The following is a 13,919-nucleotide window of genomic DNA, read 5'->3' as shown; positions in this document are numbered from 1 at the left end:
CCTGGGACCTGGCCGGACGCGCCAACGCCGCCGCCAACCAGGCCGTCTTCGCCAACCAGGGCGGCGCCCTGATCACCGCCACGGACCAGGCCAACGCCGGTCGGGTGCGCGCCGCGACCGTCGTCACCGCCTATGATTTCGGTTCGGCCACGGCCCAGGCGCGCGGCGTCGGCAACGAGGTCTCGGCCGGCAACAACGACATCTATCTGGAGATCGACAATCTCCAACTGAACAACGGCCAGATCGACGCCAGCGCCGCCTTCTCGGGCGGCACGGGCTATGACGCCTATGTCGGCGCAGACGCCGTGGGCAATTCGGTCACCGGCTACGCCTGCTCGCAGTGCGAAGGTTATATCGACGCCCGCAACACCCAGACCAATACGGCCAACATCACCGCCACGACCACGGTGACGACCCAAGGCTCCAGCCGCGCCGTGATCGCGGGCGCCAACGCCGTGGGCAACGCGGCGACCTTCTATGTCTCCCGGCCCGCAGATTAACTTCCGTTAACTTGCGCATCTGTTCGGTGTCACCTACGGGTGACACGGGGCGTCGTGATCTCGTCGAGGTCCCATGTCGATCATGGAGACTCTCGATGCGTTCCGCTCGCCGCCTGCTACTCGTCGCCGCCTCTGGTCTGGCCCTGACGGCCGCCGCCCTGCCCGCCCTGGCCCAGACCGCGCCGTCCGCGCCCTGGCCGCAAGCCTCCAGCGACATTCCGGCCGACGCCAATGTGCGTTTCGGCCAACTGCCCAACGGCATGCGTTACGCCCTGCTGCACAACGCCACCCCGCCCGGCCAGGCCTCGTTCCGACTGCGCATCGCCGCAGGCGGCCTGATGGAGCAGGATGACCAGAAGGGCCTGGCCCACTTCACCGAGCACATGGTCTTCAACGGCACGGACGACATTCCCGAGACCGAGCTGCTGCGCATTCTGGAACGCCTGGGTCTGGCCTTCGGCGCCGACACCAACGCCACCACCAGCCTGGAACAGACCTTCTATATGCTGGAGCTGCCGCGCACCGACGACGAGACGGTGGACGCCAGCCTGCACATCATGCGCGAGATGATGTCCGACGCCCTGATGGAGACGGCCGCCATCGACAATGAGCGCGGCGTCATCGTCGGCGAGAATCGCACCCGCGACACGCCGGGCCGCCGCTCGGCCGTGGCCCAGTTGAGCCTGCTGGCCGAGGGCCAACTAGTCTCGCGCCGCCTGCCTGACGGCAGCACCACCATCGTCGAAACCGCTCCGGCCCAGCGATTCGTGGACTTCTATCGCAACTACTACCGGCCCGAGCGTGCGACCTTCATCGCCGTGGGCGACTTCGACCTGGATCAGATGGAGGCCAAGGTCCGCACCGCGTTCGAGAGCTGGCAAGGCGTCGGCCCGGCGGGCGGCGAACCCGATCTGGGCCAGGTCGCGGCGCGTCAGCCCGAGACCAAGATCCTGCTGGAGCCGGGCATCCAGTCCAGCATCCAGTTGAATTGGGTCAAGAACCCCGACCTGGACGCCGACACCGCCGCCGAACGTGGCGAGGATACGCTGAAGGCCCTGGGCCTGGCGGTCCTGAACCGCCGCCTGGGTGAGATCGCGCGTGGCGACAATCCGCCCTTCCTGGGCGCGGGCGGATCGATGGGCGACATCTTCGACAGCGTCGGCGTCGGCACCATCGCGGCCGCCTTCAATCCTGGCGGCTGGAAGCGCGCGCTGGAGACGATGGAGCAGGAGCAGCGACGCCTGATCCAGTTCGGCGTCACCGAAGCCGAGCTGCAACGCGAGATCACCGACACCCGCACGGCCCTGACCAACGCCGTCGCCGCCGCCGCCACCCGTTCGACCCCGGCCCTGGCCAACGGTCTGGTCGGCGCGACCAACGCCCGCCGCGTCTTCTCCAGCCCGGCGACCAATCTGGAGCTGTTCGAGAACGCCGTGCGCGGCGTGACGGCGGATCAGGTCAACGCCGCCGTCCGCCAGGTGTTCGAGGGCCAGGGACCGGTCATGCTGGTCGTCACCCCGGTCGAGATCGAGGGCGGCGAGGCCGCCGTCACCGCCGCCTTGCAGGCTTCGCGTCAGACGCCCGTCACCGCTCGCGCCGACGAGGCGGCGATGCAATGGCCTTACACCGACTTCGGCGCGCCTGGCGTTCCGTCCGGCCGCACCGAGGCCGCAGACCTGGGCGTGACCATGGTCACCTTCCCCAACGGCGTGCGCCTGACCGTCAAGCCGACCGATTTCCGCGACGAACAGGTTCTGGTCAGCGTGCGCACCGGCATCGGCGACCTGTCGCAGCCGACGGATCGGGTTACGGCCTCCAACATGGTCGAAAGCGTGCTGACCGCCGGCGGCCTGGGCAGTCTGACGCTCGATCAGTTGAACCGCGTGCTCACTGGCCGCACCTACAGCGTCAACGGCGGCATGGGGACGGACTCCTTCCAATATTCGGGCGCGACCAAGCCCGAGGATCTGCAACTGCAGATGCAGGTCATGGCGGCCTATATGACCGATCCGGGCCTGCGCGCCGCTCCGTTCGAGCAGGCCAAGTCGGCCTGGCCCCAGCAATTGGCGCAGCTCATGGCCACCCCTGGCGGCGCCTTCGCGCTTCAGGCGCCGGTGCTGTTGGCCGGCGGCGACCAGCGCGCCGCGGCGCCCACGGCGGAACAGGCCGCGGCCTTCACCCTCGACGAGGTCCGAAACATCGTGAAGACCGGCCTGGCCACGGGTCCGATCGACATCGTCATGGTCGGCGACGTCACCGTGGACGACGCGATTCGCACGGTCGCCTCGACCTTCGGCGCCCTGCCCGCCCGCGGCCCGGCCCAGACGCCGTCCGCCGGGGCCGATCAGCGCCGCTTCCCGGCGCCGACCGCCGCGCCGGTGCGCCTGACCCACAACGGTCAGGCCGAACAGGCCCTGGGCTATGTCGCCTGGCCGACGGTCGATTCGATCGGCGACCGCACCGAGGCGCGCCAGATCGGCGTGTTGTCGGCCGTGTTGCAGTTGCGCCTAAACGACGTGATCCGGGAACAGTTGGCGATCGCCTATTCGCCGCGCGCCAGCAACAGCTCCTCGGACGTCTTCCCCGGCTACGGCAGCATCTCGGCGGGCGCCGAGGTCAAGCCCACGGATCTGCCGCGCTTCTACGAAAACCTCGATAAGATCGTCGCCGACCTGCGCGACAATCCGATCTCGGAAGACGAACTGACGCGCGCCCGGCGCCCGATGGTCGAATCGCTGAGCCGCAGCCGCAACGACAACGGCTACTGGCTCGGCCAGCTTCAGGACGCCCAGGAGAAGCCGACCTCGCTGGACGAGATCCGCCACCATATCGCGGACCTGGAATCGGTCACTCCGGCCGATATCCAGCGCATGGCCCAGGCCTATCTGCGGCCGGATCGCGCCTGGCGGGCCGAAGTGGTCTCGACCAACGCTCCGGCGCAGTAAGGCGGATAAAAAAGGCCCCGGCTCGCATACGGGCCGGGGCCAGTTCGTCAGGATCGTCGACGGAGGATCGACGCTCCAACCCTAGATCGCGGCGGCTGACGCGCGGCTGAACAGCCGGTTCAGAACACCCGGCCGCCGACGCCGCCGTCCAGCATGATCGATGCGCCCGAAATCGCCAGTCCGGCCTGCTCGACCACCTCTTCGCGGTACTCGGTGTATTCCTCTTCGCGGATCATGGTCAGGATCTTGATCCCCGCCCCATAGCGCCGCAGCAGCGAGCGTTCGTTGCAGTCGCGTTCCTGTTTCTGGGTCCGGCATTCGACCATGCCGCCGCGACCGTGCCACAGGGCCTCGCCCTTGCGGCAGGCCAGGGTCTGGCCGTGATCGAAGCTGATCTCGCCGTTATAGTCGGCGAAGGTCGCCTGCAGCCAGGTTCCGGCGATGCAGCGGTACAGTTCGCCGTCATAGTCGCCATCGACGTCGCGATCCGGGCGGACCTGTGAGGCGGGGTGCGGGCGGCTGCGGTCGTCGATGCAGACGGCCTGGATGACCACCCGCTTTTCAAAGCGACGCATCGACACGAACGGCACGCGCACCGTCTGGCGCACGCGCGCGCCCTCGACGTTCAGACCCTGGATCGTCGTCGGATAGGGCTGTTCCACATTGACGTAGGCCGAGCCGCCGCCGGTGACATAGACCGTGCCGCCGGCGCGGGCGTTGATCGCCGCCCTGGCCCCGGCATTGGCGTTGGAGTTCGCATTGACGTTGATGTTGACGTTGACGTTGCCGCCGCCCGAGCCGCAGCACGGCGGCTGAGGCGGCGTCTCGCAGCACGGATTCGGCGGCGGAGGGGGCGGAGGCGGAGGGGGCGGCGGCTCGCAGCATGTCGGCGGCGGCGGCGGCGGACAGCCGGTCGGCGCGCACAGCGCCGACGCCTCGTCGGCGAAGGCCGTCAGGGCGATGAACCCCACGATCGCCGGAAGCCAGGTCTTGATGCGCAGCCGCATGGGCCGACCCTCCACAGAAGTCGTCAGCCTGACATCTGACCGGCAAACCGTTGCGTTTCCGTTTCCGCGCCGCCCGGCGCGGCCCTTGCGACGATACGGTCGGAGGGACCGATGATGTTCCATCACGGCACACAGACGCTGATCGACGCATGGAGCCTGCTGCCGGATTCGCAGCGCATCCCGTCGCGCCTGTCGATCGATCCCGCCGCCTTCGGACCCCTGCTGCCGCAGGTGTTCGTGGCGGACCGCACCGGCGAGGGGGCGCGGGTGCGGTTCGCCGGCGGCTGGGTCGAGGCCTTCCACGGCCGCCCCATGTTCGGCCAGGCCTGGCTGGACCTGTGGCGGCCCGACAGTCGCGCTCTGGTCGTCTCGGCCGTCGTCCAGGCCTTTCGCGAGGCCCGCCCCGTGGCCCTGGTGGCTGAGGCGCGCGGCGAAGGGCTGGAGATCGCCTTCGCCCCCTTGCGCGGGCCGGACGGCAATCCCGACCGTCTTCTGGGCCTGTATCAGCCGATCACGCCCCTGGGCCGCGATCTGAAAGGCGTCGCCGCGATGAACGCCCGCGTCTCGATCGGCGTCGGCGAATGCCGCCGCGCGCCGCTGGTCCTGGCCTGTCGCGACGGACGGCGCGTGGCCTAGGTCGGCGTCAGCCCCGCCGCATAGCGTTTCCAGTTCTGGACATAGTGTTCGGCCGAGGCCTTCAGCGCCTCGATCTGGCCCGGCTCCAGCTCGCGCACCACCTTGCCGGGCTGGCCCATGACCAGGCTGTTGTCGGGGATGACCTTGCCCTCGGTGATCAGGGCGCCGGCGCCGATCAGGCAGTTCTTTCCGATCCTGGCCCGGCCCAGGATGACCGCGCCGATGCCGATCAGACAGTTGTCGCCGATCTCGCAGCTATGCAGCATGGCCATGTGGCCCACGGTCACCCCGCGCCCGATGGTCAGCGGTTCCCCGGGGTCCGAATGCAGGACGCTGCCGTCCTGGATATTGGTGTCGGCGCCGATGGTGATGGGGTCGTTGTCGCCCCGGACCACCGTTCCGAACCAGACGCTGGCGCCCGGATGAAGAATCACGTCTCCTATGACGGTCGCGTTCGGCGCGATCCAGTATTCGCCTTCCGCCGGTAGCCGCGGTTGCTTGTCGCCGAGCGAATAAACATTCATCAGAACACCGCCAAATCCAAGAAATACGGGGGCTTTAAGCTCTCGTAAACCACGTTAGCATGAAACTGTAAGTGCGATTCGAGGCGGTGATTTCCGCCCCGTTTCCGAAGCCGGATCAAGCCCGATCCGGTCAAGCCACGGAGAACGCGCGTGCTGCGTTCCGGTCGGCGGGGCGTCCCGCTGAGCATTGAACCCGCAGACGACCCCGGCGGTCGTGACGCGCGCTCCCTCCGCTCCACCCTCGTTCGAGGCGATGCCGTTCCGGCGTCGCCTTTTTTCATGCCCTGGAGGCGTCCATGACCAAGCGTGCGGCACTCAAGCGTCAGGCCCGTGAGTTCGGTGTTCTCGACACCAAACAGTTCATCGAGGACTCCAAGGTCCGGCAGATGCCGCGCCACGCCGGCTGGTCGCCCTATCCGTCGAATGACGAGCGGGACCAGGGCTATCTGAAGACGCTGAAGCCCAAGTCTGACGGCCAGGCCGAGCTGATGACGGCGATGGATGAATACAATCTGGTCATGGCCCTGGGACCGGCGGGCACGGGCAAGACCTATCTGGCGGTCGCCAAGGCGGTCGAGGCGCTGGAGGCCGGCAAGGTCGGCCGCATCGTGTTGAGCCGCCCGGCGGTCGAGGCGGGCGAATCGATCGGCTTTTTGCCCGGCGACATGGAGGACAAGCTGGCCCCCTATCTGCGGCCGCTCTACGACGCCCTGTCGGATCGGCTGTCGATGAAGCGGGTCAAGGCGCTGATGGCCGAGGGGCTGATCGAGATCGCGCCGATCGGCTATATGCGCGGCCGCACCCTGAACAACGCCTTCATCGTCGTCGATGAGGCCCAGAACTGCACCTATGTGCAGTTGAAGATGCTGCTGACGCGGCTGGGCTGGCATTCGACCATGGTGGTCACGGGCGATCCGCATCAGTCGGACCTTCTGCCGGGCGTGTCGGGCCTGTCGGACATCTCCGAGCGGCTGGAGCAGGTGCCGGACATCGCCGTCGTCCGCCTGGCCGAACGCGACATCGTGCGCCATCCCTTGGTCGCCTCGATGATCGGCGTGCTGTGAAGGCTTGCCGCGCACCAGCCAACCGCGCATATGTATCATCAATGTCGATACATGGAGGCCGATGTGCGGGTTCAGGTCAAGAAATGGGGCAATAGCGCCTCGATCAGGATCCCGGCGGCCGTCATGGCCGCCGCGGATCTGCGCATCGACCAGGCCGTCGATGTGCGTGAGGAGAACGGCCGTATCCTGATCGAGCCGGTTTCGCCGCCGTCGTTCGATCTCGACGCCCTGATCGCCCAGATGCGGCCGGAGACGTTTCATGACGAAGCGGACCTGGGACCTCCTGTCGGGGACGAAGCCTGGTGAGCCGGGCCTATACGCCGGACCTGGGCGATATCGTCTGGCTGCAGTTCGATCCCCAGGCCGGTCATGAACAGGCGGGTCACCGCCCTGCCCTGGTCCTGTCGCCCGCACGATACAACGCCGCGCGAGGCATGATGATCGCCTGTCCCATGACCTCGCGGATCAAGGGATATCCGTTCGAGGTGATCGTGGAACGCGATCCTGACAGCGCCGTCCTGGCCGATCAGATCAAGAGCCTGGACTGGCGGGCGCGACGCGCAGCCTTCAAGGCCCGTGCGTCTCAAGCCGTCATGGACGAAGTCCGGGCCAAGATTCGCGCCTTGCTGGTGTTTTGACCCGACGGTCACCTCAGACCACGTCCTGAAGACGCGCGGGGCTGTCGGCGGGAACGTCGGCGGCCTTTGGCGTTTCGGGCGGCTTGGGGCGTGCGCCCATGCGGTCGACCAGGGCGAAGACAAACGGGTGCAGCGAGATCGACAACAGGGCGCCGGCCAGGATCAGGTCGCGCGTCTCGGCCCGCATGGCGCCTTCGGACATCGACAGGGCGGCCAGGATGAAGCTGAACTCGCCGATCTGGGCCAGGCTGGCGGCGACGGTCAGGCCGGTGGCCTTGTCCAGCCGGAATCCGCCGGTGATGGCCAGTGCCGCCAGCGACTTGCCGACGATGATGATCAGCAGCACGCCCAACACGGCCAGCGGCTTGTTCACCAGGATCATCGGGTCGAACAGCATGCCGACCGAGACGAAGAACAGCACGGCGAAGGCGTCGCGCAGCGGCAGCGACCGCTCAGCCGCATTATGGCCCAGCGGCGAACCGTTCAGCACCAGCCCCGCCAGGAAGGCGCCCAGGGCGAAGGAATGGAACAGGGCGTAGGCGATCCAGGCGATGCCCAGGGCGATGGCCAGGACGCCCAGGGTGAACAGTTCGCGTGAGCGGGTGTGGGCGATGCGCACCAGCACCCACGGCAACACCCGCCCGCCGACCACCAGCATGGCGGCGACGAAGGCGGCGACCTTGACCAGGGTCCAGCCGATGCTGCCCACGAGAGCCGTCGCGTTCACCGTCTCGCCCGGCTGGGTCAGGATCATGGGCAGCATGACCAGGGCGATGACGATCACCAGATCCTCGACGATCAGCCAGCCCACGGCGATGCGCCCGACCTCGCCCTTGTTCTGCTTGCGCTCCTCCAGCGCCCGCATCAGCACGACAGTGGAGGCGACCGACAAAGAGAAGCCCAGCAGCACCGCCTCGACATCGCCCATGCCCAGCAGGAACCGGCCCAGCAGCCAGCCCATGCCGGTCGCCGCCAGAATCTGGGCCAAGGCGCCGGGCACGGCGACCTTCCTGACCTGCATCAGGTCCTTGGGCGAGAAATGCAGGCCGACCCCGAACATCAGCAGGATGACGCCGATCTCGGCCAACTGGGGCGCCAGTTCGGTGTCGGCCACGAAGCCCGCCGTATGCGGGCCGACCGCCACTCCCGCCAACAGATATCCGACCAGGGGCGACAGCTTCAGCCGGTTGGCGGTCATGCCGAACACGAAGGCCAGGACGAAACCGCCCACCAGGGTCAGGATCAGGCTGTCGGCATGCGGCATCGGCGCTCCATGTCGGCGAACGGACGGATCGGGGGTTCACCCTCTAGATGGCGGCTGAGAACCGATACGGCAAGGCGGGGCGCGGATTGATCGCGGGAACTCTTCCTTCTCCCCCGAGGGGAGAAGGGCGTCGGCTCCGTTCCCACGCTTTCGCTGCGAGGGCTGAGGACTGGGGCGTATAGGTTTGACGGTCAGGCGCGCGACGTGATCGACCCGCGAGAAAAAAGCGCGTCTATCGAGTCTATCGAGTCTAAATTCCGTGCGCCTCAGGCTCGGGCGGCGCCGGCGGCGACATCCACCCCCAGGGCCGACAAGGCGGCGGCGGCGATCTGGTCCGCGTTCAGCCCGGCCTGTTGGTACATGGCGAAGGGGCTGTCCTGGTCCTGGAAGACGTCGGGCAGGTGCAGGGTGCGGATCTTCAACCCCGCGTCCAGCGCGCCCTTTTCCGCCAGAAGCTGGAGCACGAAGGCGCCGAAACCGCCCATGGCCCCCTCCTCCACCGTGATCAGAGCCTCGTGTTCGCGGGCCAGGCGCAGGATCAGGTCGGCGTCCAGCGGCTTGGCGAAGCGGGCGTCGGCGACGGTGGCCGAAACGCCGCGCGCGGCCAGGGCGTCAGCGGCCTTCAGCGATTCCTGAAGGCGGGTGCCCAGCGACAGGATGGCGACGGCCGTGCCTTCGCGCACGATGCGGCCCCGGCCGATCTCCAGCGGGGCGGACAGTTCGGGGATGTCCAGGCCGACGCCGTCGCCGCGCGGATAACGGAAGGCCGAGGGACGGTCGTCGATCTCGCAGGCCGTGGCGATCATGGCGGCCAGCTCGGCCTCGTCGGCGGCGGCCATCAGCACCATGTGCGGCAGCGCGCCCATATAGCCGATGTCGAACGACCCCGCGTGGGTGGCGCCGTCGGCCCCGACCAGACCGGCGCGGTCCATGGCGAAGCGCACCGGCAGCTTCTGGATGGCCACATCGTGGACGACCTGGTCGTAACCGCGCTGAAGGAAGGTCGAATAGATGGCGCAGAACGGCTTCATGCCGTCGGCGGCCAGACCGGCGGCGAAGGTGACCGCGTGCTGTTCGGCGATGCCGACGTCATAGGTGCGCTCGGGGAAGGCCTGACCGAACAGGTCCAGCCCGGTGCCCGACGGCATGGCGGCGGTGATGGCGACGACCGTGGGATCGATCTTGGCCCGCTTGATCAGCTCGGTCCCGAAGACCTTGGTGTAGCTGGGGGCGTTGGAGACGGCCTTGGACTGCTTGCCCGAGACGACGTCGAACTTGACCACCGCGTGCAGTTTGTCGGCGCTGGATTCGGCCGGGGCGTAACCCTTGCCCTTCTGGGTCACGACATGGACCAGCACCGGCCGGTCGTCGATGGCCGCGGCCTTCTTCAGGATGGGCACCAGATTGTCCATGTCGTGCCCGTCGATGGGACCGACATAGTAGAAGCCCAGCTCTTCGAAGAAGGTGCCGCCGGTGACCATGCCGCGCGCATATTCCTCGGCCTTGCGGGCCGCGTCGCGGAAGGGGCGCGGCAGGTGCTCGGCGACCGACTTGCCCAGTCGGCGCATCGAGCGGTAGGCGCCGCCCGACACCAGGCCGGCCAGATAGGCGCTCATGCCGCCGACCGGCGGGGCGATCGACATGTCGTTGTCGTTCAGCACGACCATCAACTGGCCGCTGGTGGCCTCGACGGCGTTGTTCATCGCCTCATAGGCCATGCCCGCCGACATGGAGCCGTCTCCGATGACGGCCACGACCTTGTTCTTGGCGTCCTTCTGGTCGCGGGCGGCGGCGAAGCCGAGCGCGGCGCTGATGGAGGTCGAGGCGTGGGCCGCGCCGAAGGGGTCGTATTCGCTCTCGGCCCGCTTGGTGAAGCCCGACAGACCGCCGCCCTGACGCAGGGTGCGGATGCGGTCGCGGCGGCCGGTCAGGATCTTGTGCGGATAGCACTGATGGCCGACGTCCCAGATCAGGATGTCCCTGGGGGTCTCGAACACATGGTGCAGGGCCACGGTCAGTTCGACCACGCCCAGGCCCGCGCCCAGGTGGCCGCCGGTCTGGCTGACCGCGTCGATGGTCTCGACCCGCACCTCGTCGGCCAGTTGGCGCAACTGGGCCAGGTCGAACCCGCGCGTGTCGGCGGGAATGTTGACGGTGTCGAGCAGGGGCGTGTCGGGCATGGATGCCAGTACCTTGGCGAGCGTCAGAGAGACAACACCCGGAAAGAGCGGATGTTCAACCTCAGGCGCGGCGGCTTAGCACGAAATCCACGCTGGCCTTGAGGATTTCGGCGTCGGGACCGAAGACATCGAGGTGGGCGCGGGCCTGGTCGGCCAGATGCGCGACGCGGCTTCGCGCCTGATCGACGCCCAACAGGGTGACGAAATTGGTCTTGCCCCGGGCCGCGTCCTTGCCGCCCGCGGCCTTGCCCATCTCCTCGGCCGAACCTTCGGCGTCCAGCAGGTCGTCGACGATCTGATAGGCCAGGCCGATGTCGTGGGCGAAGCTGATCAGGGCGTGACGGTGCGTCTCGCGGGCGTCGGCGATGATCAGCGGGATCTCGAAGGCGTAGGCGAACAGGGCGCCGGTCTTGAGCCGCTGCATCCGGGCCACGCCGCCCAAGTCGTCGCGCACGCCCAGAAGGTCGATCATCTGGCCCCCGGCCATGCCGCGCGCGCCCGACGCCATCGACAGACGCGCCGCCAGTTCGCAGCGGACGGCCGGGCTGTCGTGGGTGTCTTCGTGCAGTAGGATGTCGAAGGCCGCGGTCTGGAGCGCATCGCCGGCCAGGACGGCCGTCGCCTCGTCATAGGCGCGGTGCAGGGTCGGGCGGCCGCGACGCACATCGTCGTCGTCCATGCACGGCAGGTCGTCATGGACCAGGGAATAGGCGTGGACGCATTCCAAGGCGCAGGCGGCGCGCAGCACCGGCCGTTCCTCCAGATCGAACAGACGGGCGGATTCCAGGGCGAAGAAGGGCCGCAGCCGCTTGCCGGGTCCCAGGGCGGCGTAACGCATGGCCTCGGTCAGGCGCGATTCCGGCCCGTCGGCGCGAGGCAGCAGTTCGTCCAGCGCCACGGTGATCAGGTCGGCGACCTCGGCCACGCGGTCGATGACGGCCTGTTCGGGCGAATTCGCGGCCCAGGCATGAGACGGCGGGTGGGTCAGAACAGCCTCCCGCCCACGACGGCGTCGCGATCCACGCCGACCAGCACCACTTCGCCGTCCGCGTCGGGGAAGCCCAGGGTCAGGACCTCGGACATGAAGGGTCCGATCTGGCGCGGCGGGAAGTTGACCACGGCGGCGACCATGCGGCCTTGCAACTGGTCGATCGTATAGTGGCGGGTGATCTGGGCCGAGGATTTCTTGACGCCGATGTCCGGGCCGAAGTCGATGGTCAGTTTGTAGGCGGGCTTGCGCGCCTCGGGGAACGGCTCGGCCTTGACCACGCGGCCCAGGCGGACATCGACCTTCAGGAAGTCGTCAAAAGCGATCTGAGGCGCGGGCGCGGGCATCAGCCGAACTCGGCCGGTTCGGCGCCCTTGGCCTGGCCGTCGGGACCGACGACGATCTTTTCGACCCGCAACTGGGCGTCTTTCAGGCGGGCCTCGCAATGGGCCTTAAGCGCCGCGCCCTGTTCATACAGGCTGATCGATTCCTCCAGCGGGGCCTGGCCGGACTCCAGCCGCTGGACGATGCCCTCAAGGCGGGCCAGGGCGTCCTCGAAACTGAGGTCGGCGGGGAGGGTTTTGGCGGCGTCGGTCATGGCGCGCGACCCTAGAGGGGTGATGCCCAGGCTTCAACGGTGGAGAACCATCACAGTCCGCTCTTCCCCGCGAAAGCGGGGACCCAGTGAGAGCGACGTGCCACAGCCCTAGATCAAGGCCTGTGAGCGACACATCCAACCGATTATCCAAAGGACTGGGTCCCCGCTTTCGCGGGGATGAGCGGGATCAAGGGAGACGCCGCGCGTCGCGGATCTCGATCTTCGGCTCCAGCATCTGGCCGACCATGACGCCTTCGCCTGCCGTCGGCGAGCGGGGCGAGGCCAGGATGGCGCGCACCGCCTCCATGCCCTGGACCACCCGGCCGAAGGCGGCGAATCCGGGGTCCGTCGCGCTGGCGTCCAGCGAACCCAGGTTGTCGCCGACGATGATGAAGAAGTCGCCGGTGGCCGTGCCCGGCTCGAACCGGGCCATGGAGATGACGCCGTCGGTGTGACGCAGGCCCGTCTGGCTGGTCGGCTCGTGCGGTATGCCTGGCAGGACGCGATCCGAGGCGCCGCTGGGTCCGCCCTGGATCAGGCCCCCGACGGCGCCCAGGTTCATGGCGCGATAGAAGCTGGTCCCGTCCAGACGGTCTTCATCGACGTAACGCAGGAAGTTGGCGACGGTGATCGGCGCGCGCGGGTCCAGTTCGATGACGATGGTTCCGGCCGAGGTGTCCAGCGCCACGCGGGTCGGCGCGGGCGCCGCATCCTGGGCCGCCGCGGGCGCGGCCGTCAGCATCAAGGCGAAAAGAGCGAACAGCGAACGGCGGATCATCGCGCGTCTCCGACGACGGTTCAGCGCTTCTCGTAGCGGCGCTGGGACCAGTATTTGAAGCCCTGGTTCTGAACCAGGCGCCAGCCGGCGGCCTTCAGACACCGGCCGACCATGTGGTTGAAATAGCCGTGGGCCAGCACCAGCACGTCCTGGCCCGTGGCGGCGCGGGCGATCAGGGCCTGGGCCGCCTGTTCGGCGCGCACCTCGGCCTCGGCGCGGGTCTCTTCCTGATGGTGGCGGTCGGACAGGTGCCACCAGCAGCGGGCCACCACGCCCCACCAGCGCGGCGACAGCTTGATCCAGTCGGGCAGATGCGGCGGCGGCAGGGGCGCCTCGATGAACAGAGCGTCGACCATGACCTCGCGTCCGGCCGAGACGGCGGCGGCGGTCTCCACCGCGCGCGGCCGCGACGAGGCGTAGATGGCCCCCGCGCCGGCGGCGGCGTCGATCAGGGCGACCGGCGGGGTCTGGCCGGCGCGCAGGCCGCCGACCTCATACTGACCCCACCATTCCCGGTACCGGGCGGCGCTGATCAGGCATTTGCGCGACAGGGCCGGCTCGCCATGGCGGGCCAGGATGACTGCGCCCGGACGCACCGCCTCGACAGCGGCCGGGGGCTGGGGTTGGGATTCGGTCTCGAAGGCGGCGGCGGAAGCGGTCATGGCGTGCGGACGGGGGCCGGAAATCAAGGCGTTCGTCCTTCAGTCCTCCCCCAGAGCCTGAACATGAGCGGCCGCGGAACGGCCCAGTCCTTCAAGGTCGTAGCCGCCCTCAAGCGAGGAGACAACCTTGCCGCC

Annotated in this window: 14 protein-coding genes and 2 pseudogenes; 6 read left to right on the top strand and 10 right to left on the bottom strand. The window is 68.3% G+C overall.

Annotation, left to right across the window (positions count from 1 at the left end; all coding sequences use genetic code 11):
* Positions 1 to 500 (top strand): holdfast anchor protein HfaD (gene hfaD, locus V7D63_RS11800; protein WP_333592473.1); only part of this gene is annotated, 500 nt, incomplete at its 5' end.
* A 95-nt stretch (positions 501 to 595) separates the two neighbouring features.
* Positions 596 to 3,445: a M16 family metallopeptidase gene (locus tag V7D63_RS11795; RefSeq protein WP_333592472.1), complete on the top strand. Its 2,850-nt coding sequence runs from the start codon at positions 596 to 598 to the stop codon at positions 3,443 to 3,445.
* Positions 3,446 to 3,564: 119 nt separating this feature from the next.
* Here V7D63_RS11795 and V7D63_RS11790 read toward each other — a convergent pair whose 3' ends face one another.
* Positions 3,565 to 4,452 (bottom strand): hypothetical protein, encoded by an 888-nt coding sequence (locus V7D63_RS11790; RefSeq protein ID WP_333592471.1) that lies wholly within the window; start codon positions 4,450 to 4,452, stop codon positions 3,565 to 3,567.
* A 111-nt stretch (positions 4,453 to 4,563) separates the two neighbouring features.
* Between V7D63_RS11790 and V7D63_RS11785 the strand changes: the two genes are divergently transcribed.
* Entirely contained in the window at positions 4,564 to 5,088 is a 525-nt protein-coding gene (locus V7D63_RS11785; protein ID WP_333592470.1) for a PAS domain-containing protein, read from the top strand.
* A 128-nt stretch (positions 5,089 to 5,216) separates the two neighbouring features.
* Here V7D63_RS11785 and V7D63_RS13465 read toward each other — a convergent pair.
* Positions 5,217 to 5,354: pseudogene (locus V7D63_RS13465) on the bottom strand (DapH/DapD/GlmU-related protein); the annotation flags it as partial.
* Between the two features lie 542 nt (positions 5,355 to 5,896).
* Between V7D63_RS13465 and V7D63_RS11775 the strand changes: the two are divergent.
* The 3 genes from V7D63_RS11775 to mazF are packed head-to-tail and all read left to right on the top strand — an operon-like array spanning position 5,897 to position 7,314.
* Positions 5,897 to 6,676 carry a PhoH family protein gene (locus V7D63_RS11775; protein ID WP_333592476.1) on the top strand — a complete coding sequence of 260 codons (780 nt, stop codon included), beginning with the start codon at positions 5,897 to 5,899 and terminating at the stop codon, positions 6,674 to 6,676.
* 51 nt (positions 6,677 to 6,727) lie between these two features.
* Positions 6,728 to 6,982 (top strand): AbrB/MazE/SpoVT family DNA-binding domain-containing protein, encoded by a 255-nt coding sequence (locus V7D63_RS11770; protein ID WP_333592468.1) that lies wholly within the window; start codon positions 6,728 to 6,730, stop codon positions 6,980 to 6,982.
* Positions 6,979 to 7,314 carry an endoribonuclease MazF gene (gene mazF, locus V7D63_RS11765; RefSeq protein WP_333592467.1) on the top strand — a complete coding sequence of 112 codons (336 nt, stop codon included), beginning with the start codon at positions 6,979 to 6,981 and terminating at the stop codon, positions 7,312 to 7,314. Before V7D63_RS11770 ends, mazF begins: the two co-directional genes overlap by 4 nt.
* Before the next feature lie 13 nt (positions 7,315 to 7,327).
* Here the strand turns inward: mazF and V7D63_RS11760 are convergent, their stop codons facing one another.
* The 8 genes and pseudogenes from V7D63_RS11760 to V7D63_RS11725 form a co-directional block, all read right to left on the bottom strand.
* A complete protein-coding gene (locus V7D63_RS11760) occupies positions 7,328 to 8,578 on the bottom strand; it encodes a cation:proton antiporter domain-containing protein (RefSeq protein WP_333592466.1) in 1,251 nt (416 codons plus the stop codon).
* 266 nt (positions 8,579 to 8,844) lie between these two features.
* A complete protein-coding gene (gene dxs / locus V7D63_RS11755) occupies positions 8,845 to 10,758 on the bottom strand; it encodes a 1-deoxy-D-xylulose-5-phosphate synthase (protein ID WP_333592465.1) in 1,914 nt (637 codons plus the stop codon).
* A 61-nt stretch (positions 10,759 to 10,819) separates the two neighbouring features.
* Positions 10,820 to 11,692: a polyprenyl synthetase family protein gene (locus V7D63_RS11750; RefSeq protein WP_333592475.1), complete on the bottom strand. Its 873-nt coding sequence runs from the start codon at positions 11,690 to 11,692 to the stop codon at positions 10,820 to 10,822.
* Between the two features lie 50 nt (positions 11,693 to 11,742).
* On the bottom strand, positions 11,743 to 12,093 hold the full coding sequence (locus V7D63_RS11745) for a tRNA-binding protein (protein ID WP_333592464.1): 351 nt from the start codon (positions 12,091 to 12,093) through the stop codon (positions 11,743 to 11,745).
* The gene (locus V7D63_RS11740) at positions 12,093 to 12,344 is read right to left on the bottom strand and encodes an exodeoxyribonuclease VII small subunit (protein WP_333592463.1); all 252 of its coding nucleotides are present in this window, start codon (positions 12,342 to 12,344) and stop codon (positions 12,093 to 12,095) included. Before V7D63_RS11740 ends, V7D63_RS11745 begins: the two co-directional genes overlap by 1 nt.
* Before the next feature lie 187 nt (positions 12,345 to 12,531).
* Entirely contained in the window at positions 12,532 to 13,122 is a 591-nt protein-coding gene (locus V7D63_RS11735) for a peptidylprolyl isomerase (protein WP_333592462.1), read from the bottom strand.
* Between the two features lie 20 nt (positions 13,123 to 13,142).
* Positions 13,143 to 13,784 (bottom strand): histidine phosphatase family protein, encoded by a 642-nt coding sequence (locus tag V7D63_RS11730; protein ID WP_333592474.1) that lies wholly within the window; start codon positions 13,782 to 13,784, stop codon positions 13,143 to 13,145.
* Positions 13,785 to 13,823: 39 nt separating this feature from the next.
* A pseudogene (locus tag V7D63_RS11725) lies at positions 13,824 to 13,919 on the bottom strand (histone deacetylase family protein); the annotation flags it as partial.

Source organism: Brevundimonas sp. (assembly GCF_036732845.1).
Lineage (GTDB): Bacteria > Pseudomonadota > Alphaproteobacteria > Caulobacterales > Caulobacteraceae > Brevundimonas.
The sequence above is the reverse complement of the archived record's forward strand: the minus strand, read 5'-3'. Positions and strand labels throughout refer to the sequence as shown.